This window comes from Rubrivivax rivuli (assembly GCF_004016505.1).
GTDB lineage: Bacteria > Pseudomonadota > Gammaproteobacteria > Burkholderiales > Burkholderiaceae_C > Rubrivivax > Rubrivivax rivuli.
In genome coordinates, this window is sequence record NZ_SACR01000001.1 from 426,926 (window position 1) to 448,719 (window position 21,794).

Consider the following 21,794-nt stretch of genomic DNA (forward strand, 5'->3'; position numbering starts at 1 on the left):
AACTCGCGCCTGGCAGCCCGCGCGCTCATCGCCCCACCAGCCCCAGCGCCAGCAGGCTGCGCGCGGTGTCCAGCACGGTGTCTTCCACCGGGCGCGGCTGCCAGCCCAGCACCGCCTGCGCATGCGCGCTGCTGGCGTGGCGCTCGGCGCCCAGCTCGCCGGCCACCGCGCGCACCTGCGGGTGCAAGAGCGCGGCCAGGCGCACCAGGGCATCGGGCGCGCGCCAGCGCGTGACGCGGCGCGCGTCGGCACCCAGTTCGCGGCGCAGCAGCTGCGCCAGCTCGAAGAGCTTCATGAAACGACCGCTGGCGATGAAACGTTCACCGGCCAGGCCGGGGGCGGTGAGCGCGCGCAGGTGCAGCTCGGCCACGTCGCGCGCGTCCACCACGCCGAAGCCGATGTCGGGGCAGGCCGGGATGCGGCCCTGGAGCAGGCGCCGCACGATCTCCACCGAGGCCGAGTGGTCGGGCCCCCACACCGGGCCCAGCACCACCGAGGGGTTGATGCTGCAGAACTCCAGCCCGCCCCCTTCGGCCGCCACCCAGGCGCGCGCGGCGCGCTCGGCCAGTGTCTTGGCACGGATGTAGGGCGTGGCGCCGGGCCAGTCGTCGGGGGTCCAGTCGGCCTCGGTGAGGTGGTGCACGCCGCGCCCGCGGCCGTAGGCGATGGCGGCGGTGCTGGAGGTCATCACCACGCGCCGCACCCCGGCCGCGCGCGCGGCGCGCAGCACACGCAGGGTGCCTTCGCGCGCGGGGACGATGAGCTCGTCCGCATCGCGCGGCTGCCCCACCGGCAAGGGCGAGGCCACGTGCAGCACATGGCTGCAGCCGGCGGCAGCTTCGGCCCAGCCGTCGTCGGCCGTCAGCTCGGCCCGGTGGCAGTGCAGGGCGCCGTCGTCCACGCCCGGCTCGCCGCACAGGGGCGCATGCAGCGCGGCGCGCAGGGCCTGCTCGCGGGCGGGCTGGCGCAGCGTGGCGTGCACGGCCCAGCCCGCGGCCAGCAGCCGGCGCAGCAGGAACATCGCGAGGTAGCCGGTGCCGCCCGTGAGCAACACACGGCGGGGCGGCAGGGGCGGGGCGGTGGCGGCAGGTGTCATGAAAGGCCGGGTGGGTTCGGGGCGGTGGCATCATGCGCTGCCAAGCCCGGCCACCCTGCCCTGCAAGCCCCGGTGTACACAGAACTCGAAGATCCTGAACTCGTGGAGCGCTGCCGCCAGGGCGAGCAAGGCGCCTGGAGCACGCTCGTGCGCCGCTACCAGCGCCTGGTCTACACCGTGCCGCGCACGGCCGGGCTGCCCGAAGAGCAGGCGGCCGATGTCTTCCAGTTCACCTTCGAGCGGCTGCACCAGCACCTGGCGCGGCTGGAAGACGGTTCGCGCGTGCGGGCCTGGCTGGTGACCACGGCCAAGCGCGAGACGCTGCGCCTGCTGGCCGAGAACCGCCACTACGACACCGCCCTGCCGGCCTCCGCCGAAGCGCCCGACGAAGACCCGCTGGCCGCGCTGCCCGACCCGGCTCCGCTGCAGGACGAGCAGCTCTCGGCGCTGCAGCAGCACCACCGCCTGCGCGAGGCGGTGGACCGCCTGGAACCCGCGGCGCGCCAGTTCATCGAACTGCTCTTCCTGCAGGACGAGCCCCTGCCCTATGCCGAGATCGCGCGGCGGCTGCAGATCCCCGAAGGCAGCATCGGCCCCACGCGGGCGCGCTGCCTGGCCAAATTGCGCAAGCTGATGGGGAATTGAGATGCAGGCATGTATTTACCGGCCGGGCCGGCCCTCGGTGGCTGGCACCGCAGCCTTGCCGCCCCTCCACGCCCTTGCCGCCACCCCTGCGCCATGAACCAGCCACCGAACCCCGCCGAAGACGATGACGAGGCCCTCGCGGCCGCGCTGGGCGCCAGCCGCGTGCTGCAGGACGCGCCCGAGGCGCTGGTGCTGCGCGCCATCGGCCTGTGGCAGCAGCCGGCGGCCGTGCCGGTGTCCGCCGCGCCCGCTGCCGTGGCCTCGGCCCTGGGCGGGCTGCGCCGGCTGGTGGCCACCCTCGTCTTCGACAGCCTCGACCACGGCGCGCTGGCGGGCGGCCGCCGCGGTGCGGCCACGCTGGGGCACCTGGCGGCGCGGCAGCTGCTGTACTCCACCGAAGGCCGCGACATCGACCTGCGCCTCACGCCCCTGGACGGCGGCGCGCGCTGGGTGCTCAGCGGCCAGGTGCTCGGCCCCGAGCTCAGCGGCCGGGCCGAGCTGCGGCCCGCCCCGGCGGCCGACACGGCCGCAGCGTCCCCGCTGCAGGTGGTGCCCTGGAACGAACTCGCCGAGTTCGAGTTCGCCCCCATGGAAGCCGGCCCCTGCCACCTGGTGCTGAGCGCGGCCGACTGGACGGTGGAACTGGGCTTGTTCGTGCGGGCGGCGCCCTGAACCCCGCTCGCTGACCGCCGAGCCTTGGGCGCCGGGCCGTGAGCGACACCCCGCAAGCCACCGGCTGGGCGCTGAAGGCGGCCTGCTACGAGGCCTGGCACCGCGACCCCGCGGCTTCGCGTGCGGCGGCCGCCGAGCTGGCGCTGCTGGCCGCCGCCCATGCCGACAGCGACGAGTTGCAGGCCCTGGCCGCCTGGACGGCCGGCATCGCCGCGCTGACCGAGGGCCGGCTGCCCGATGCGCTGGGCCGTCTGCAGCGCGCGCAAGCCGCCTTCGAGGCGCGCGGCGAGCCCGGCCGCGCGGCCGAGACGCGCGTGCCGCAGATCGGCGTGCTGGCCATGCTGGGCCGCGAGGCCGAAGCCCAGGCCTGCGCTGAAGGCGCGCTGGCGCAGTTCATCGCGGCCGGCGACGTGCGCTCGGCCGGCAAGGTGGAGCTGAACCTGGGCAGCGTGCTCTTCCGGCAAGACCGCCACGCCGAGGCCGAGCCGCACTTCCGCCGCGCCGCGCTGCGTTTCGCGCAGACGGGCGATGCCGAGCTGAGCATCGGCGCCGATGTCGCGCTGGCCAACCTGCTGGGCTGGCAGTTCCGCTTCGACGAGGCGCTGCAGATGTACGAACGCGCGCGCCTGCGCGCGTTGCCGCGCGGGCTGCACGTGCTGGTGGCGCAGGTGCACCAGGGCGTGGGCCAGATCGAGATGCACCGCGGCCACGGCCAGCGCGCGCTGCAGGAGCTGGCCGCCGCGGCACGGCTGGTGGCCGAGAGCGGCGCGCCGCCACAGCGCCGCATCGAGGCCGAGGCTGCGCTGGCCGACGCCTACCTCGGCGTACGCCTGCGCGCCGAGGCCGTGAGCCTGTACGACGCGCTGGTGCAGGAGGCGCTGACCTTCGGGCTGCCCACCGAACGCGCCTGGGCCACGCTGCAACGGGCCCGCGCCCACGCGCAGCTGGGCGATGCCACCGCCGCCACGGCCGGCTTCGCGCAGGCCGAGGCCCTCTACACCGAGGCCGGCAACGGCCCGGTGCTGGGCCTCATCGCGCTGGAACAGGGGCGCCTGGCACTGGCGCAAGGCGATGCCGCCACGGCACGCGCCTGCGCGCAACGGGCGCAGACGGCACTGCAAGGCAGCGGCCTGCTGGCCTGGCAGCTGGAAGCCCAGGTGCTGGGCGCGGATGCCGATGCCGCGGCCGGCGCGCACGAGAGCGCCGCGGCCGCCTACCGGGCGGTGCTGGCCGCGGCCACCGGCGCGCCGGCGCTGCCGCAGCTGGCCTGGCCCTGCCACGCCGGGCTGGGCGCCCTGGCGCAGGCCAGCGGCGATCTGGCCGGCGCCCGCCACGCGTACGAGCAGGCCCTGGCCGTGCTTGAAGACCTGCGCGCCGCGCTGCCCGGCGACGAGCTGCGCAGCGCCCAGGCCGAAGCCGGCAGCACCGTGCACGACGGCCTGGTGGCCGTGGCCCAGGCCCAGGGCTCGCCGCTGCAGCTGCTGGTGGACATGGAGCGCGGCCGCGCGCGCAGCCTGGCGCTGGCCCTGGCCGAGCTGCAGGCGCCGGTGGCCCCCACCGCGCAAGGCCCCGAGGCGGCGCACCTGCAGTGGCTGCGCCAGCAATGGCGCCAGACGCTGAGCGAGGGCGATGCCGAGCGCGCCCCCGCGCTGGCGGCCCGCGTGCAGGCGCTGGAGCAGAAGCTGCTGGAGGCGCACCGGCGCAGCAGCCTGGGCCAGCCCCTGCCGGCCGGCAGCGGCCCGGCGGTGCCCCTGGGGCCCGGCTTCGGCGCCGACGACCTGCCCGCGCTGCAGGCCGCCCTGGGCCCCGACCGGGCGCTGGTGGCCTACCACCTGCAGGGCGACACGCTGCTGGCCTGCGTGGTCACCGCCGAGGGTGTGGCGCACCGCGCCTGGGCGGCGCCCGGTGTGGCGGGCCAGGTGCGCGCGCTGCGCTTCCAGATGGATGCGCTGCGCCATGGCGACGTGCTGGCCCAGCGCCACGGCGCGCTGCTGCTCGAACGGGTGCGCCACCGCCTGCAGGCGCTGCACGCCGCGCTGTGGGCGCCCTTGCTGCCGCTGCTGGGCGGGCGCACGCGCTGCGTGCTGCTGCCGCACCGCGACCTGCACGCCGTGCCCTTCGCCGCGCTGCACGACGGCCGGCACTGGCTGGTGCAGCACACCGAGCTGGCCTGGGCCCCCAGCGCCGCCGTGTGGCTGGCGCTGCAGCAGCGGCCGGCGCCCCGCTACGAACGCGCGCTGGTGCTGGGCGTGGGCGACCCCCAACTGCCGCAGGTGGAGGTGGAAGCGCAGCAGGTGGCCGCGGCTTTCGGCGCGGGCGGCGAGCTGCTGCTGGGCGCAGCCGCCACCCGCGCCGCGCTGGGCCGCGCCGCCGCCACGGCCGACGTGCTGCACCTGGCCTGCCACGGCCAGTTCCGCGCCGACAACCCGGCCTTCTCATCGGTGCTGCTCGGCGACGGGCCGCTGACGCTGCTGGAGCTGGCGCAGCTGCAGTTGCCAGCCGGGCTGGTGGCGCTGTCGGCCTGCGAAACCGGGGCCAGCCGCGTGGCACCCGGCGAAGAACTGCAAGGCCTGGTGCGCAGCTGCCTGCGCGGCGGCGCGGGCACGGTGCTGGCCACCTTCTGGCCGGTGGAAGACCGCGCCACGGCCGCGCTGGCCCTGCGCTTCTATGCCGGCCTGCACGAAGGCCTGGGGCCGGCCGGCGCGCTGCAGCGCGCGCAGGCCGAGGCGGCGCAGGCCGGTCATCATCCCTACGCATGGGCCGGCTTCGCGCTGCATGGGCGGGCCTGAGACGGGCAGGCTGCCTGCCGTCCGCCGCCACAGGCGCCGGCGCTGTATCAGGCAGCGCCGGCGCGGCTCTGTGCACCACGGCACAACCGCCAGGCCCCGAAACAGACCCATGAAAACCGTCCCCTCCCGCCGCCCCCAAGCCTGCACCCGACCGAAGCGGGCCACCGCCCTGCGCGCGTGCGCCGCTGCCGCCGCGCTGCTGATGCTGGCCGCCTGCGGCGGGGGTGGCGGTGGCGACAGCGCGCCTGTGGCCAACCCACCGCCCACCACGCCCACCCCGGCCGCCGGCCCCGTGGTGCTGGTGCAGGTGGCCACCGGCACCGACGTGGCCGCGCTCGCCCGCGCGCGCAACGCCACCGTGGCCGAGCAGTTCGGCCGCCGCCCCATCTACCGCCTGCAGCTGCCCGCCGGCGCCAACGCCGACACCGTGGCCGCTGCGCTGGCCACCACCCCGGGCGTGGTCTTCGCCGAGCCCGATCTGCCCAACGAGACGCCGGAGACCACGCGCAACACCGTCTGGGTGATCGGCGGCGACAGCGGCACCTACGCCACGCAATGGGCCCCGCAGACCCTGCGCCTGGCCGATGCCCACACCCGCAGCACCGGCGCCGGCGTGCGCGTGGCCGTGCTCGACACCGGCATCGACGCCACCCACCCCGCCTTCGCCGGCCGCCTGGCGCGCCGCGCCGACGGCAGCCTGCTGGGCCGCGACTTCGTCGACGACGACGACAACCCGGCCGAAGAAGGCAGCCGCAGCGACACCGGCTACGGCCACGGCACGCACGTGGCCGGCCTCGTGGCGCTGGCCGCGCCGGGCGCGATGCTCATGCCGCTGCGTGTGCTCGACCGCGCCGGTCGCGGCAACGCCTGGGTGCTGGCCGAGGCCCTGGCCTGGGCCGTGGACCCCGACGCCAACCCCGCCACTGACGACGGCGCCCACGTCATCAACATGAGCCTGGGCAGCACCCGCCCCACGCGCCTGCTGGCCGTGGCCGTGGCGCTGGCCAACTGCGAGTTCAGCGACGACGACGACAACTTCAAGGACGCCGGCTTCGACGACGACCGCGCCCGCTGCACGCAGGGCCGCAACGCGGCCGTGATCTCCGCGGCGGGCAACGCGGGCAGCCCCGACGAGCGCGTCTACCCCGCTGCCGAGAGCGCGCCCGGCACGCGCGCGGTGGGCGCCACCTCACAGGCGCAGCGCCTCGCTGCCTTCTCCAACTCGGGCGGCTGGATCAAGCTGGCCGCGCCGGGCGAGCTGATCGTCAGCGCCGTGCCCGGCGGGGGCTACGGCACGTGGTCGGGCACCTCGATGGCCGCACCGCTGGCCGCGGGCACCGCGGCGCTGGTGCTGGGCACGCCCAGCCCCAGCCCCGTGCCCGGCGCCACGGCGCTGCGCCAGTGGCGCGCCGAAGACCTGATGAAGCGCCTGGAAGACCGCAGCAAGCCGGTGTGCGGGGCCGCGCTCCGGCAGATCGACGCCGCGGCGGCCGTCAGCAACACGCCGGCGCCGGCGCCCGCCTGCCCCTGATGCCCGGCACTTTTTCTCACCCGGCTTGACGCCGGTCCAGGCGGCGGCAGACCGCCATCAAGCACGTCGGATGCCAGCCGATACGGGAACATGGGCATTCCCGCCCTACCGGTCGGAGGATCCCTCATGCCCTTGATGCAGCGCCTGCGACTGCGCCACAAGTTCGCCCTCATCGGTGCGCTGGCACTGGCCATGGCGGCCCTGCCGACGGGATTCTTCCTCCACCGCGTGCAGGCCTCGCTGGCACAGGTCGAGAACGAGATCTCGGGCCTGCCACCAGCCCAGGCCCTGGTGGGTCTGGCACGCACGACGGCGCAGCACCGGGGGCTGTCCAACGGCGTGCTGAACGGCGACAGCAGCGCAGCCGCCCCCCGTGAAAAGGCGTGGCAGGCGCTGCAAGAGCGCCAAGCGGCTTCGGTAGCGAGCTTCGCGGCCTTCGGCGACGAAACGCTGAGCCGGCGGCTGGAAGCGCTGTGGCAGGCGCAGCAGACGCTGACCCAGGCCGTGGCGACGGCCGGCGTGCCTGCGCCCGAAAGCTTCCAGCGGCACACCGCCATCGTCGAGGGGCAGCTCGCTCTGCTGCACGACGTGGCCATCCGTTCCGAGCTGGTCCTCAACCCCTGGGCCTCGGGCTACCACCTGCAGGACGCCGCGCTGAACCACCTGCCGCTGGTCTCGGAACTGCTGGGCCGGCTGCGGGGCAGCGGCATGGGCATGCTGGCCAAGGGCCAGGCCAGCAGCGCCGAGCGCAGCCGGCTGGCCGTGCACGCCGAACGTGCGCTCTTCGCGGCCGCTTCGGCGCAGCGCGCGCTGGCCAATGCCGTACAGGCCGATGCGGCCGTGGCTGCGGCACTCGGCGACGCGCCGGCCCGGGCCGAGAAGTCGCTCAACGCAGCGCTGGCCCTCGCCCGCAGCAAGCTCATCGAGGCCGAGGCGCTGGATCACCCCCGCGCCGAGTGGTGGGCGCAGACCTCGCAAGCCATCGACGACCAGCTTGCGCTCGGCGATGCCGCCATGGCCGCGCTGTCCAAGGACCTGGCGCAGCACCGCCAGTGGGAAACCCAGGCCGTCGGCTGGATCGCCGGCCTGTTGCTCGTGCTGGGTGCCGGGGGCGGCTGGCTGCTGTGGTCCATCGCGCGCGGGGCTTCACGCTCGATCGAACAGGCCATCGGCCTGGCCGACGCCGTTGCGGACGGACGCCTTCAGCTGCCACCCGGCACGCCGCAGACGCTGCCCCCGGGCACGCAGGACGAAGGCCAGCGCCTGGTGGTGGCACTGGCCGCGATGGCGCGCCAGCTGGGCCAGGTGGTGGCCACGGTGCGCGACAACGCCGAGCAGGTGGCCACGGCCAGCGCGGAGATCGCCCAGGGCAACCACGACCTGTCGGCACGCACCGAATCTCAGGCCAGTGCGCTGGAGCAGACCGCGGCCTCGATGGACGAACTGCGCGCCACCGTCGCGCAAAGCGCCGACAGCGCACGCCAGGCGCACCAGCTGGCCCTGCAGGCCAGCGACGTGGCCGGCAACGGCGGCCAAGCCGTGCAGGATCTCGCCGGCACGCTGGCGCAGATCAGAGACAGCGCGCACCGCATGGCCGACATCATCGGCACCATCGACGGCATCGCCTTCCAGACCAACATCCTGGCACTGAACGCCGCGGTGGAGGCCGCGCGGGCCGGCGAGCAGGGCCGGGGCTTTGCCGTGGTGGCCAGCGAGGTGCGGGCCCTCGCCCAGCGCAGCGCCCTGGCCGCGCGCGAGATCCGCAGCCTCATCACCGCCAGCCAGGAGCGCGTGGAAGCCGGCAACGAACAGGGCAGCCACGCGGCCGAGACCATGCAGAGCGTGGTGCAGTCCATCCGCCGCGTGTCGGACCTCATTGCCGAGGTGAGCGCCGCGGTGCAGGAGCAGAGCGCCGGCATCGCCCAGATCGGCGATGCCGTCACGCAGATGGACCAGGTCACGCAACAGAACGCCGCGCTGGTGGAAGAAGGTGCTGCCGCGGCCGAGAGCCTGCGCCAGCAGGCGGTCTCGCTGCAGGGCACGGTGGCGGTGTTCAGGATCTAGCCCGCCCCAGCCGCTGCGGAGCTGTCACCAAAGATTGCAGATGAGGGTGTATCGCGCAGCAGTTCCCTCCTTCTGTGCAGCACACGCCCGCAACGGGCCCCACTGCACCCAAGGAGATCGACATGCGCACCGACCTGAAACTCAAACTCACCCACACCGCCGCAGCCGCCTGGTCGCTGCTGTTCCTCGCGGCCTGCGGCGGTGGCGGTGGCGCCGATGCCCCGGCGACGGCCGCCGGTGCGAACGAAGCACCCGGCACGCGCGCCTTCGCACTGTCGGCCGCCCCCGCACTGCCCGCTGGTGCCACGCCCGTGCCGGCCGTGACCTACCGCTGCGGCAACGTGACGCTGGGCGCGCTGCGCAGCGGCGAGATCGAGGTGCCCGCCGGCCAGGTGTGCGTGCTGCAGGGCACGCGCGTGGAAGGCAACATCAAGCTGGGCGCGGGCAGCGTGCTCGACGCCCGCGACATCACCATCGTCGGCAGCCTGCAGGCCGACGGCGCTGCCTCGGTGCTGGTGGCCGGCGCTTCCAGCGTCACCGGCTCGGTGCAGCTCGTGCAGGGCGGCGCGGCCACGCTGCTGGGCCTGCGCATCGCCGGCAACCTGCAGATCGAGGCGCATGCCGGCCCGGTGCGGGCCGAAGCCCTGCGCACCAGCGGCAACGTGCAGGTGCTGGGCAACCTGGGCGGTGTGACGCTGGTGGACAACAGCACCAGCGGCAACCTGCAGTGCAAGGACAACCTGCCGGCGCCGCAGGGCAGCGGCAACACCGCCGCGACCCTGGAAGACCAGTGCCGCAGCCTGGCGCCTGCGCCCACGCCGGCGCCGGGCACGCCCGTCAACCCGCCGGTGGCCCCGGTGCCGCCGACCACGCCCACGCTGCCGGCGCCCAGCCTGCCCGCAGGCGTGTTCACCGCCGGCAGCAACGTGGTCTGCCGCGACCTGAGCCTGGACGCCACCCGCTACGCCAGCGTGGAAGTGCCGGCCGGCGCGCGCTGCGAGCTCATCGGCACGCAGCTCACCGGCAACCTCGAGCTCGCCCCGGGGGCGAGCGTGAAGGGCGTGCAGGCGCAGATCAACGGCAGCCTCAACGGCGACACACCCGGCCCCGTGCAGATGGACGGCGGCCGCATCGACGGTTCGGTGCAGCTGGCGCGCGCGCAGGCCACCACGCTCAACGGCACGCGCGTCGGGGGCTCGCTGCAGGCGGTGGCCGGCACCGGCCTGCTGTGGCTGCAGGGCCTGACGCTGACGGGCGACCTGCAGGTGCTGGGCAACACCGGCGGCGCGGTGCTCAACAACAACCGCGCCGGCGGCAACCTGCAGTGCAAGGACAACCTGCCGGCGCCCAGCGGCAGCGGCAACGTGGCCGCGAACAAGGAAGACCAGTGCCGCGGGCTCTGAACCCGGGCGCCGGCTAGGGCGCGCGCAGGTCAGGCCCGCGGGCCGGCGCCGCGGCCAGGAACTGCAGCACCGCCTGCAGGGCCGGGCCGCGCTGCGCATCGGCCTCCACCAGCACCGAGTGGCGCGCCTGCGGCAGGCGCCAGGCGGTGCAGCGGCCCGGGGCCGCGGCATTCACGTTCGCACAGAAGACCTGCTGCGCCGCGGGCTCCACCACGGTGTCCAACCCGCCTTGCAGCAGCAGCACCGGCACCGCGATGCGCGCCGCCTCGGGCCCGCGCGCCGCGGCCGCGCCGGCGCAGGCCTGCGCCACCCAGCGCAGCGTGGGCCCGGCCACGCGGGCGTGTGGGTGGCCGCAGTGTTCGCCTTCGCAACGCGCCATGCGGTCGGCCCAGCGGCGCTGCAGGCGGGGCACGCTGGCCGTGAGTTCGTTGTCGGCGCGGTCGGCCTGCGCCCACCAAGCCGCGCGTTCCACGTCGAAACCTTCGCCCTGCACGCGCCGCGCGCTCAGGCCGGGCAGCTGGAAGGGCAGCTGCACCGCGCCGTCATCGCACCAGCGCCGCAGCACCTTGTTCGTGCCCGGCTCGGCCACGCGCGGCTCGTGCATGGGCGTGACGAGGGCCGCTGCCGCCACCGGCGAGGCCGCACCCACGCGCGCGAGGTAGCGCGAGACCACGGCGCCGCCCATCGAGTGCGCCAGCATCACGGTGGGGCGCTGCGCCGCAGCGGCATCGGTCACCCGCGAGGCCTGCACCCGCTGCACGAAGGCCTGCAGGTCGTCCACGAGGTGCTCGAACTCGTCGATGTGGCCGCGCTCGCCCGCGTCATCGTCGCCCTGCGCGGTGGGCGGCTCGGGCGGCAGCAGGCGGCTGCTGAAGCCCTGCCCGCGGTGGTCCATCACATAGACCGACCAGCCGGCCACGACGAGGTCGTGCACCAGCTCCTGGTACATCGTGAGGGCTTCGGTGAAGCCGGGCACCACGATGACGGCACCGCGGCTCTCGCTGCGGTGGCGGTAGGCGCGCCAGTGCAGCTGCACCGGGCGCGTGCCGAGGCCGAACAAGCCGCCCGTGGGCCGGCCCTGGAAGCTGCCGATCTCGCGCACGGCCAGGCGCTGCGTTTCGGCCTCGATGGCCTGCCAGCCGTGCCCCGCCCAGCGCGCTTCGCTGCTCAGCGTGGCGGGCGCCCCGGCCGGGGCCGGCAGGGGCTCGAAGGGCGGGGCGCCTGCGGCCACCGCCTGCGCCAGCGCGCAGGCCGCCAGCGGCGCCACGAGCACGCGCGGCCAGAACTTGAAGATCTGCATGCAGGCAAGCGTAGCAGCGGCGCCTGGGCCGCTGCCACCGATGCGCTCGCCTGCCGGCCGCTTCAGCCGCGGCGGCGGCGCGCCAGCGTGGCCACGCCGGCCAGGCCGGCGAGCATCAGCGCCCAGGTGCCGGGTTCGGGCACGGGGCTGATCTCGTACAGCACCGTGCGGTTGCTGCCGCCGCCGGCGATGATGAGGTCTTCGGTGCTCTCGTGCGAGACCGCCAGGAAGGTGCGGCCCTCGCTCTCGAAGGCCACCAGGCCCTCGGGGCGCAGCACGGTGGTGTCGCTGCTCACGATGAGCTGCAGGAAGCTGGCCTGCGCGGGGTCGGTGATGTCGTACACCGCCACCGCGCTGCGCGTGGTGCGCTCCAGGCCCACGAAGGCCAGCGTGCGGCCGTTGATCTCGAACAGCGCCACGCCCTCGGGCTCCACGCCCTTGTCGTCGCTGCGGTTGTCGGCGTACACACCGGCGGCGATGGCGGCCTGCTCCAGCGTGTTGCCGCTGTCGTAGACCAGGTTGCCGTCGGCATCGCGGATGCTGAACGAGCGCCCGCCCAGGGTGACGATCTCCACCATGTTGGTGCTGCTGCCGTCACCGGTGGCGCCAGCGCGCAGCACGTTCAGGCGGCCCAGCACGCTGTTGGGCTTGAGCTGCGCCTGCGTGGGCAGGTTCGTGCCGTTGAAGACGGTGGGGTCCAGCGTCACCGCGGCGTTGCCGAAGCGCACGATGTCGGCGTCGTCGACGAAGGCATCGCCCTCGTTGCTCATCACGTAGTAGGCCTGGCCGCCGCGGCTGTAGCTGGCAATGGCGTCGGGCATGTACAGGCCCTTGACGGGCACGTTGCGCAGGCTGATGCCGCCGTCCTGGTCGCTGGTGTCGATGGCGTTGCCGGGCAGGCTGAAGTCTTTCTTGCCCAGCGGCAGGATGCGCGTGAACTGGCCGGTCTGCAGGTTCAGCTCGGCGATGGCGTTGTTCTCCTGCAGCGTCACCTGCGCGAACTGCCCGCCCGGGGCCACGGCGATGTACTCGGGCTCGAAGGCCACCGAGGCGGCCACGCCGGCCTGGATGCGCACGCCCGCGGCGCGCAGCGCGGCTTCCTGGCCGTCGAAGGCGCCGAAGCCGGCGGTGGTGACGCTGGTGACGAGGCTGCCGCCGGCGCGCGAGACGTCGATCAGGCTCACGCTGCCCGCCGGGTTGTTGGCGTCGCTCTGGCGCTCGCCTTCGTTGGCCACCAGGAGGCGCGTGCCGCCGGCCGTCCACGTCAGCATGTCGGGCACCGCGCCGGTGGCCACGCCACCCAGGTGGGCCGCGGCACCGCCCTGGGCCAGGAAGGTGGCGGTGTCGAAGAACTGCACCGAGCCCGGCAGGCCGGCGTTGCTGCTGTTGGTGAAGGCCACGGCCAGCGTGTTGCCGGCAATCGCGATGCTGTTCACGTTGCCGTAGGCGCTGGTGGCAAAGCTCTGCACACGCTGGCCGGTGAGGTTCAGCACGTCCAGGCCGTTGCCGCCGATGATCCACAACGCCGAGGTGCCGGCGTCCCACACCGGGATCTCGGACGAGCGGCCGATGGTAGGCTCGACGTTGTGGTTGAAGGTCCACAGCGGCGTGACCGCCGCGATCGGGTTGCTGGCGCCGGCCGACAGGGCGGCGGTGGCCAGGGCCACGGCAGCGGCCAGGGTGTGCAGGCGGGGTTTCAGGTGGTGCATGGCGGCGGCGGTGGTGGCGGAAACCGCGCATGCTCGCCACGGCGTTTGACGGTGTCGTGACAGCCGCCCCCCGCGCCTGCAGGGTGCGCGAGGAAGGGCGCCTGGGGATGGCCGCGCTCGCGGGGGCGGCCTACAGTGCTTCCGGTCCGCCGCCGCGTGCGGCGCCAGCCCCCGACCCGAGGAGCCCGCGATGATCGTCACCCCCGCCAGCAGCCAGCGCTTCGTCTCCAAGGCCCGCCTGCCGGCGCTGCCGGCGCGCCCGCGCAGCCGCAGTGCCGGCGCCGTGGCCGACACGCCGCCGCTGCAGCTCAAGGCCTCGGACGCACAGACCCTGGTGGTCGGCAGCGGTCTGGTGGTGGCGGCGCAGAAGGTGCCGGTGCAGATGCGCGAAGACCTCATCAACTGCACGCTGTTCGCGCAGCTGGTGGCCACCGCCGAGGTGGGCGACGCCAGCCAGGCCACAGCCTGGTACACGGCCTACTTCGGCGCGCTGTCGGCGCTGGGCTGGGCACAGAGCGACCAGCGTTTCGAGCGCTACGAGTTCAAGAGCAGCGGCGCCATCGCGCACGAGGCCGTGCTGCCGGTGGTCTCGGCGCTGCTGGGCCCGCAGGCCAGCGCGCTGGCGGTGCTGCAGGCGGCCTTCGACGGCTTGAAGTCGATGGAGGACAACGCGCCGTGGTTGACCCTCTTCGAGCGCCAGTCGCGGCGCGAGCAGTCGGCGCATTTCCAGGTGGCCACGGCCGAGATGGCGCCCGGCGGGCTGCTGCAGGTGGCGCTGGCGGCCTTCGAGCTGCAGGCCCACACCGAGATGACGCAGGTGCTCTTCTTCAAGTTCAACAAGGCGCGCACGCGGCTGCACTACGCCTCGGGCAAGGCCACCATCTACGAGGCCGCGCTGGCCACCCAGCGCGAAGCCCTGGCCACGCGCCTGGCGGCCTACCGCCAGGCCTACGTGGGGCAGGTGAAGCTGCCGGCCTTGCCCGCGCTGCCCCCGTTGCCCCGCCCCTAGCGGCAGGGGCACTGGCAGCGCTGCTCAGGCCTGCAGGGCCGCCGCCAGCGCGGCCAGCGCCGCGGCAGCACCCATGGGCAGGCCCACGTCCAGCGCGCCGGGCACCTGGCTCTCGCGCGGGTTGATGCGCACCAGGCGCCCGCCGTGCTCGCGCAGCACGCGGTGGCCGAAGTGGCGCACGCTGGGGATGGCACTGCCGGCGCCGAGCTCCAGCACCAGCGGCGCGCGCATGCCCGCCAGTGCGTGCTGCAGCGCCGTCAGCTGCGCCTGGGTGCGCTCTTCGCGCCAGGCGCCGTCGCCGAACATCAGGATGTTGGGCCGCGCCAGCGCGCCGCAGTGCGGGCAGGTGGGCAGCGCGCCCAGCCAGCGGCAGCGGGCTTCGTCCACCTCCACGGCCAGCGCGTCGGCAGGCCAGGGCAGGGCCTCGCAGTGCGTGCATTGCAGCCAGTGGATGCTGCCGTGGCACTCGGCCACGCGCCGCGGCGCGAAGCCGGCCTTCTGGAACTGGCCGTCGACATTGGAGGTGAAGACCCAGGCGCCGTGCGGCAGGCGTTCGCCCCACTGCAGCAGGGTCTGGAAGCCGGCATGGGGCAGGGTGCGCCGGTAGAGCTGCAGGCGGTGGCCATAGAAGCCCCAGGCCAGGCGCGGCTCGTGCACGAAGGTGAGCGGCGAGGCCACCTCCTCGAAGGCCAGGCCGGCCTGCTTCAACGCAGGGTAGGCGCGCCAGAAGCCCTCGGTGCCGCGGAAATCGGGCAGGCCCGAATCGACGCCCATGCCCGCCCCGGCCGCCACGATCAGCCCATCGGCCTGCGCCAGCAGCTCGGCGGCGCGGGCGACGGCCTGGGCCTGGCTTTCCGGCATGGGCCGGGCGTGTCAGGGGGCTTTGCGGCCCGGCTCGAAGGCCGGCAGCGGCACGGCGCGCAGCAGGTCGTTGCCGGTGAGGTCTTGCGCGTCGGGGAAGACCGCGCGCCAGACATCGCGAAGCCCGCCGCCTTCCAGCGTGACCACGCTCTCGTAGGCGAAGTCGTAGCCGGTGATGGTGAAGCCGTGGCCGCGGCAGACCGCCTTGCCGCCGCCCAGCACGCAGCGCGCCGACCAGACCGAGGCCTCGTCCTTGCCCTGCAGCACAAGATGCTTGGGGAACTGCTTGATCAGCGTGACGGAGCCGGGGCGCGCCCACACGCCTTCGAAGCGCAGGTCTTGCGCTGCGGGGTTGCGCGAAGCGGCGGTGGGCGTCTGGGCGGCCGCGGGCAGCACGGCAGCGCCGGCCAAGCCGAAGACCACAGCCCGAAGGGCCGCACGGAGGGTGGGGTGTTGCATGGGGATCTCCTTCCTCGGCGCGGGCCCCCTTCTGGCCGGGGGGCGCTCGCGGAAGACGCACTCTACGGCAGAGCCGCGCCGAGCGGCACCCCCCGCAGGCCCAGGTGCCCAGGCGCGCCCCGAGGCGGCCTGCCGCAACCGCCGGCCGCGCATACGCCAGCGGGGGGACGCTGGCCCCGGAAAGCCGGCCCGCGGGCCGGCTTTCAGGCAAGGGCGGGCAGCTCCTCGCGGCGCGGCAGGTCGGCGCCGCGGCGCGAACAGGTCAGCGCCGCGGCCTGTGCCGCGAACTGCAGCAGCGGGTGCCAGTCTTCGGGGCGCAGCGCGGCCACGGCAGCGGCGGACAGCGCCCCGCGCTCGGCCAGCGCGGCCAGCAGCGCGGCGTGGAAGGTGTCGCCGGCGCCCACGGTGTCCACCAGCGCCGTGGCCACCGGGGCCACGTGCACTGGCCCGGCGGCGGTGTAGGCGGTGGCCCCCGCGGCACCCCGCGTCAGGACCACCAGCGCCACGCCGTGGGCTTGCCACTGCTGCGCCAGTGCCGCGGGGTCGGCGCCGGGGTGCAGGTGGTGCAGGTCTTCGTCGCTGAGCTTGAGCAGGTGGGTGCAGGGCAGCATGTCGGCCAGCACGGCGTGCCAGCGTGCGATGTCGGGTTCGACGTTGGTGCGCACGTTGACGTCGTAGCTGACCAGCGCCTCGGGCCGCTGCTGCCGCAGCTGGCGGGCCAGCGTGCGCAGCGTGCCGCCCACGGGCTCGACCACCATGGCGTAGCTGCCGAAGTGGTAGGCCGCGGCCGCAGGCACGCGCGCCAGGTCGGCCGGGTGCAGCTGGCGGTCGGCGGCGCCCTCGCCGTAGAACGCGTAGTCGGCCACGCCCTGGGCGCTCAGGCCCACCAGGCCCAGCGTGGTGGGTGCGGCCACGCGGCTCACGGCGGTGGTGTCCACGCCTTCCTGCTGCAGCGCCTGCAGCAGGCGCTCGCCGAGAAACCCGCGGCCGATGGCGCCGAAGAAGCCCACCGGCTGCCCCAGGCGTGCCAGGCCGATGGCCACGTTCAGCGGCGAGCCGCCGATGCGGGCGTCGAGCCGCTGGCCCGTGGCGGTGGGGCCGGCGTCGAACACATCCATCAAGGCTTCGCCGCTGACGACGATCATCGGGGGCTCCAGGGTTCGGGTGACGGCAGGGCAGGCCGGGGCCTACCCGCCGGGTGGGTGGATCAGCGCGGCGTCAGGCGCCACAGGCGGGCCAGTGTCGCCGCACCGTCGCGGCCTTGCACGGTGGCCAGGGTCTGCTCGGCTTCGGCGCGCCGGCCCGCCTGGAGCTGGGCCGCGCCCAGGCGCAGGCGGGCGTCGTCGGCCCCCGCCTTCAGGCCCTTGGCCAGGGCTTCGGCCATCAGCGCCAGGCCTGCCGGTGCCTCGCCCCCGGCGGCCAGCGTGAGCCCCAGCGCGAAGAGCGGGCCGCCATCGGCCGCCGCGCGGGCGCTCTTTTCCTCGGCCGCACGCTGGCTGCGTTCGGCCGCCACGGCGGCAGCGGCCTGTTCGCGCTGCGTGCGCAGCGCGGGGCCATCGGGGCCCTGCGCAATGCGCGGCTGGGCCAGGGCTTCGTCCAGCACGGCCAGCGCCTCGGCCGGCTGGCCGGCGCGCAGGGCCAGGCGGGCGAGCTCGGCATGGGCCGCGGCGTCACCCAGCGCGCGGGTGTGGCGCAGCAGGCGGTAGGCGTCGATGGTGAGGCGGTCGGCGAAGTCGTCAGCGCCCTGCACGCGCACCACGAGCTCGGCCCAGATGGAGGGGCGGGGATGGTGGGTGGCCAGCGCCTCCAGCGTGGCAGCCAGCCCGGCTTCGTCCTTGGCGGCGCGCTGCGCGCGCAGCAGCAGTTGCAGCGTCTCTTCGCGTGGGGGCGTGCCGGCCGGCTGCTCGGCCAGCAGCGCGCGGGCCTGCTCGGTGGCACCCGCGGCATCACCGGCAGCCAGCATCGCGCGCGCCAGCGCCACGCGCACCGCGGGCTCGCGGCCGCCTTGCTGCAGGTAGGCGCGGCCGGCACGCAGCAGGGCTTCGGTACGGCCCTGGGCTGCGGCAGCCCGGGTGGTGGCCAGCAGCAGCGGCAGTTGTTCGGCAGGCGGGACGGCGCCGGTGTCCAGCGCAGCCTGGAAGGCCTGCAGTGCCGTGGCATCGTCGCGCAAGGCCAGCGCGCTGCTGCCTTTCATGCGCAGCACGGTCTGGCGCTCGTGGGCGTTCGCACCCGGCACGGCTTCGGCCAGGCGCACCTGCGCGAGCGCTTCGGCCGCGCGGCCGGCCTGCAGCAGGGCCTGCGCGGCCTGCAAGGGTGCGGCGATCTCGGCGCGCACCGTGGGGGCCGAGGCGGCGGCGGCCGGCGCGGCCGCAGTCTGGGCGAGTGCCGCCGGACCGCTTGCCAGCACGACCGCCAGCACCGCGGCATGCACGACCGTGGGCACAACCCCCCTGCAGGCCGCCGGCACGGCCCCGTCGCCAGCGCGCCGCGCCCGCGGGGCAAGAGGCGCCTTCATCGGGCTTGCGTGGCCTGCACCACGCGCTCCAGCGCGCGCAGGCGGTTGCGCCAGCCCGGCGTCTCGACCGCCGAAACCACGGTCGCCACGACCTGCTGCACTCCGGCCCGGCGCAGCGCCTCCAGCGAGGCGAAGCCCGCGCGTTCCAGGCGTTCGACGGTGGTGGGGCCGATGCCGCGCTCGAGCAACAGGCGCTCGCGTTCGGCCGGGCTGAAGCGCGCGCCAGGCGCGGTGGCAGCGACGGCCGGCAACGCGCGCGCGGCCCGCGGGTTGGCGCGGACGGGCAGGCGCTGCCCAGGCCGAGGCCCTGAGGCGACGAAGACACCGGTGGTGAGCAAAGGCATGGCAAGAGCCCTCGACGAAGCAGGCAACCCGCCCGCGGCGGGCGGCGACGATGGCGCAATCCTAGCCGGATTACAAACGATTGCAGCATCCGGGTGATCCCGTAGTCGCCAGACACCCTGGCGACTGATTTACGCTGGGCAATGGCCTCTGTCGGCAAGCGACGGAGGCGGGTTGTGCCGCGGGACATCCCGCTTTGCAATCATTTGCAAATTGGGTATACCTCGCGGCTTCGATCCCTGGCGATTTGTTTCCTGCCCGACCGTCCGCCCATGCTCCACCCCCAGCACCAGACGCGCCTGCTCGTGGCGCACGCGCAGGCCGCGCTGCAACAGCAGCAGCCGCAGCTCCAGCAGCACGCGGGCTGGCCCGCCTTCCAGGCGCGCCTGCAGGTCCACCTGCCGGTGCTGGCCGCCGAGCTGCATGCCGTCTATGGCGAACGCGCCGATTTCCTGGACGTGCTGGGCGCGGCCGTTCTCACGGCCTGGCAAGGCTGGTGCGAGCGCAGCGCCGCCCTGCGGGCGCTGGATGCGCAGCGCGAACACGAGCCACCGTGGTTCACGTCGGAGCGCGCCATCGGCGCCGTCTGCTACGCCGACCTCTGGGCTGGCGGCCTGGCGGGCGTGCGCGAGCGCGTGCCCTACCTGCGCGAGCTGGGCGTGACCTACCTGCACGTGATGCCGCCCTTCCAGGTGCCCGAGGGCCCGAACGATGGCGGCTACGCCGTCAGCAGCTACCGCGAGGTGAACCCGCGCCTGGGCAGCATGGCCGACCTGCGCGGGCTGGCCGAAGACCTGCGCCGCGCCGGCATCAGCCTGGTGCTGGACTTCGTGTTCAACCACACCGCCAGCGACCACGCCTGGGCGCGCGCCTGCGCGGCGGGGCAACCGGGCTTCGAAGACTTCTACATCGTCTACCCCGACCGGGCGATGCCCGACGCCTACGAGCGCACCGTGCGCGAGATCTTTCCCGACGAACATGCGGGCGCCTTCTCGCAGCTGCCCGACGGGCGCTGGATCTGGACCACCTTCCACAGCTACCAGTGGGACCTGAACTACGCCAACCCGCACGTGTTCAACGCCATGGCCGGCGAGATGCTGGCCATCGCCAACCTGGGCGTGGAGGCGCTGCGCCTGGACGCCGTGGCCTTCATCTGGAAGCGCCTGGGCACGAGCTGCGAGAACCTGCCCGAGGCGCACCACCTCATCCGCGCCTTCAACGCGCTCGCGCGTCTGGCCGCGCCTTCGCTGGTGTTCAAGAGCGAGGCCATCGTCCACCCCGACGACGTGCTCAGCTACATCGGCCCGCACGAGTGCCAGATCTCCTACAACCCGCTGCAGATGGCGCTGCTGTGGAACAGCCTGGCCACGCGCGAGGTGAACCTGCTGCAGGCCGCACTCAGCGAACGCCACGCACTGCCCGAGGGCACGGCCTGGGTGAACTACGTGCGCAGCCACGACGACATCGGCTGGACCTTTGCCGACGAAGACGCCGAACGCCTGGGCATCCGCGGCCACGACCACCGGCAGTTCCTCAACCGCTTCTACGTCAACCGCCACCCGGGCAGCTTCGCGCGGGGCGTGCCTTTCCAGGACAACCCGGCCACGGGCGACTGCCGGGTCAGCGGCACCTGCGCCTCGCTGTGCGGGCTGGAGCAGCGCGATGTGCACGCGGTGGCGCGCATCCTGCTGCTGCATGGCGTGGCCTTCTCGAGCGGGGGCCTGCCCTTGGTGTACCTGGGCGACGAACTCGGCCAGCTCAACGACCACGGCTACCTGCAGGACCCCGCCCGCGCCGGCGACAGCCGCTGGGTGCACCGCCCCGCGGCCAGCGCGCAGCGCTTTGCCGAGCGGCTGGACGCGGCCACCGACGCCGGCCGCATCTTCGCGGGCTTCCAGCGCCTGGTGGCGGCACGCCAGCAACTGCCGGGGCTCCGTGGCGGCGCGCTGGTGCCCTTCCACAGCGGCAACCCGCACGTGCTGGGCTACCTGCGCGGGCAAGGGGCCGAGCGTGTGCTCGTGCTGGGCAACTTCAGCGAGCACCCGCAGCGCATCGACGCCGCGGTGTTCAGCGCCGGGCCGGCGCAGACCGCCTGCGCACTGGGCGGCACCCGCCACACGCTGCGCGACGGCCTGGGCCTGGCGCCCTATGCGCTGCTGTGGCTGCGTTATCCGGAAACTTGAACGGTGGCGACACGGCGCCGGGCGCCCCAAGGTTTAAGCTCGCGCCCCGAGATGCCCCGCACGCCCAAGACACCGCAGCCGCCGGCCCCCACGGCCCCGCCCCCCGCACCTGCCACCGACCCGCGTGACGCGCGGCAGGCCTCGCGTCTGCAGATGGCCGACATCGCAAGGCTGGCGGGCGTCTCGGTGGCCACGGTCTCGCGGGCGCTGGCGGGCAGCACGCTCGTCAACGCCGCCACGCGCGAACGGGTGGCCGAGCTGGCGCGCTCGCTGAACTACACCGTCAACGTGGCGGCCAAGAACCTGCGGCTGCGCCAGAACCGCACCGTCTCGGTGGTGGTGCCCTTCGACGCCGACCTGCGCCAACCGTTGTCGGACCCTTTCTTCCTCAGCCTCATCGGCAACCTGGCCGACGCGCTGACCGACCGTGGCCACGAGATGCTGCTGTCGCGCGTGGATGCCAACCGGCTCGACCTCGCCGCGCAGGGTGTGGAGGCCGGCCGTGCAGCGGGGCTCATCCTCGTGGGGCAGTGGCGCCACCACGACCAGCTCAACGCACTGGCGGTGCGCGGCCTGCCTCTGGCGGTGTGGGGCGCGGCGCTGCCCGGGCAGGCCTATGCGACCGTGGGTTCGGACAACGTGCAGGGCGGCCGCCTGGCCACCAGCCACCTGTGGCAGCAAGGTGCGCGCCGCATCGCCTTCTTCGGCGACTGGCAGCTGCCCGAGGTGGGCCAGCGCCACCAGGGCTACCTGCAGGCGCTGGAGGCGGTGAACGCCCGCCCGGCGGCCAAGCTGATGCTGCCGGTGCCCTTCGTGAACAGCGCCATCGAGGCGGCGGTGGAAAACCTGGTGGCCAGCGGCACGCGCTTCGACGCCGTCTTCGCCGCGAGCGACCTGATGGCCATGACGGTGATCAGCACCCTGCGCCGCCTGGGGCGGCAGGTGCCGCAGGACGTGCTGGTGGCCGGCTACGACGACATCCCGCTGGCCGAGCACTTCCACCCCCCGCTGAGCACCGTGCGCCAGCCCCTGGGCGAAGCCGGGCCTGCGCTGGTGGCCGAGGTGCTGGCGCAGATCGGTGGCGCACGGCCGAGTTCGCGGGTGCTGCCGACGACCTTCCACGCGCGGGAAAGCTCGCAGCGCGCCTGAAGGTACCGCCGGGCTCGCGGCGCGGCTGAACCGCCCAGCCGAGCCGCCTGGGCGCAGCCCTGCGGGT

General features: G+C 74.6%; 17 protein-coding genes. 9 read left to right on the forward strand and 8 right to left on the reverse strand.

Going from position 1 to position 21,794, the window contains the following annotated elements; all coding sequences use genetic code 11:
* Window positions 1-25: 25 nt before the first annotated feature.
* Window positions 26-1,096 carry an NAD-dependent epimerase/dehydratase family protein gene (locus tag EOE66_RS01830; protein WP_128226974.1) on the reverse strand — a complete coding sequence of 357 codons (1,071 nt, stop codon included), beginning with the start codon at window positions 1,094-1,096 and terminating at the stop codon, window positions 26-28.
* A 72-nt stretch (window positions 1,097-1,168) separates the two neighbouring features.
* Here EOE66_RS01830 and EOE66_RS01835 point away from each other — a divergent pair, with 72 nt between their 5' ends.
* From EOE66_RS01835 to EOE66_RS01860, 6 genes are all read left to right on the forward strand, one after another.
* Window positions 1,169-1,741 (forward strand): RNA polymerase sigma factor, encoded by a 573-nt coding sequence (locus EOE66_RS01835; RefSeq protein ID WP_164884958.1) that lies wholly within the window; start codon window positions 1,169-1,171, stop codon window positions 1,739-1,741.
* 93 nt (window positions 1,742-1,834) lie between these two features.
* Window positions 1,835-2,413, forward strand: a complete 579-nt coding sequence (locus EOE66_RS01840; RefSeq protein WP_128226976.1) for a hypothetical protein — start codon at window positions 1,835-1,837, stop codon at window positions 2,411-2,413.
* A 38-nt stretch (window positions 2,414-2,451) separates the two neighbouring features.
* On the forward strand, window positions 2,452-5,202 hold the full coding sequence (locus EOE66_RS01845) for a CHAT domain-containing tetratricopeptide repeat protein (protein WP_128226977.1): 2,751 nt from the start codon (window positions 2,452-2,454) through the stop codon (window positions 5,200-5,202).
* A 109-nt stretch (window positions 5,203-5,311) separates the two neighbouring features.
* A complete protein-coding gene (locus EOE66_RS01850) occupies window positions 5,312-6,733 on the forward strand; it encodes a S8 family serine peptidase (RefSeq protein WP_164884959.1) in 1,422 nt (473 codons plus the stop codon).
* A 126-nt stretch (window positions 6,734-6,859) separates the two neighbouring features.
* Window positions 6,860-8,797 (forward strand): methyl-accepting chemotaxis protein, encoded by a 1,938-nt coding sequence (locus tag EOE66_RS01855; RefSeq protein ID WP_245478863.1) that lies wholly within the window; start codon window positions 6,860-6,862, stop codon window positions 8,795-8,797.
* 122 nt (window positions 8,798-8,919) lie between these two features.
* Entirely contained in the window at window positions 8,920-10,200 is a 1,281-nt protein-coding gene (locus EOE66_RS01860; RefSeq protein ID WP_128226980.1) for a hypothetical protein, read from the forward strand.
* 13 nt (window positions 10,201-10,213) lie between these two features.
* Here EOE66_RS01860 and EOE66_RS01865 read toward each other — a convergent pair whose 3' ends face one another.
* Complete coding sequence (locus EOE66_RS01865; protein WP_128226981.1) at window positions 10,214-11,500, reverse strand: alpha/beta fold hydrolase; 1,287 nt, start codon at window positions 11,498-11,500, stop codon at window positions 10,214-10,216.
* Window positions 11,501-11,562: 62 nt separating this feature from the next.
* Window positions 11,563-13,209: a choice-of-anchor I family protein gene (locus tag EOE66_RS01870; protein ID WP_128226982.1), complete on the reverse strand. Its 1,647-nt coding sequence runs from the start codon at window positions 13,207-13,209 to the stop codon at window positions 11,563-11,565.
* A 190-nt stretch (window positions 13,210-13,399) separates the two neighbouring features.
* On the opposite strand from EOE66_RS01870, the gene EOE66_RS01875 reads away from it, so the two are divergent.
* The gene (locus EOE66_RS01875; protein ID WP_128226983.1) at window positions 13,400-14,218 is read left to right on the forward strand and encodes a hypothetical protein; all 819 of its coding nucleotides are present in this window, start codon (window positions 13,400-13,402) and stop codon (window positions 14,216-14,218) included.
* 24 nt (window positions 14,219-14,242) lie between these two features.
* Here EOE66_RS01875 and EOE66_RS01880 read toward each other — a convergent pair whose 3' ends face one another.
* From EOE66_RS01880 to EOE66_RS01900, 5 genes are all read right to left on the reverse strand, one after another.
* Window positions 14,243-15,079 (reverse strand): SIR2 family NAD-dependent protein deacylase, encoded by an 837-nt coding sequence (locus tag EOE66_RS01880; protein WP_128226984.1) that lies wholly within the window; start codon window positions 15,077-15,079, stop codon window positions 14,243-14,245.
* Window positions 15,080-15,091: 12 nt separating this feature from the next.
* Window positions 15,092-15,538 (reverse strand): hypothetical protein, encoded by a 447-nt coding sequence (locus EOE66_RS01885; RefSeq protein WP_128226985.1) that lies wholly within the window; start codon window positions 15,536-15,538, stop codon window positions 15,092-15,094.
* Window positions 15,539-15,741: 203 nt separating this feature from the next.
* The gene (locus EOE66_RS01890; protein ID WP_128226986.1) at window positions 15,742-16,683 is read right to left on the reverse strand and encodes a carbohydrate kinase family protein; all 942 of its coding nucleotides are present in this window, start codon (window positions 16,681-16,683) and stop codon (window positions 15,742-15,744) included.
* A gap of 62 nt (window positions 16,684-16,745) precedes the next feature.
* Entirely contained in the window at window positions 16,746-17,981 is a 1,236-nt protein-coding gene (locus tag EOE66_RS01895; RefSeq protein WP_128226987.1) for a hypothetical protein, read from the reverse strand.
* A 68-nt stretch (window positions 17,982-18,049) separates the two neighbouring features.
* Window positions 18,050-18,397, reverse strand: coding sequence for a hypothetical protein (locus tag EOE66_RS01900; RefSeq protein ID WP_128226988.1), 348 nt, complete (start codon window positions 18,395-18,397; stop codon window positions 18,050-18,052).
* Between the two features lie 270 nt (window positions 18,398-18,667).
* Here EOE66_RS01900 and EOE66_RS01905 point away from each other — a divergent pair, with 270 nt between their 5' ends.
* Together EOE66_RS01905 and EOE66_RS01910 are read left to right on the forward strand one after the other, a co-directional pair.
* Window positions 18,668-20,578 carry an amylosucrase gene (locus tag EOE66_RS01905; protein ID WP_128226989.1) on the forward strand — a complete coding sequence of 637 codons (1,911 nt, stop codon included), beginning with the start codon at window positions 18,668-18,670 and terminating at the stop codon, window positions 20,576-20,578.
* Window positions 20,579-20,629: 51 nt separating this feature from the next.
* Window positions 20,630-21,727 (forward strand): LacI family DNA-binding transcriptional regulator, encoded by a 1,098-nt coding sequence (locus tag EOE66_RS01910; protein ID WP_245478864.1) that lies wholly within the window; start codon window positions 20,630-20,632, stop codon window positions 21,725-21,727.
* Window positions 21,728-21,794 lie beyond the last annotated feature (67 nt).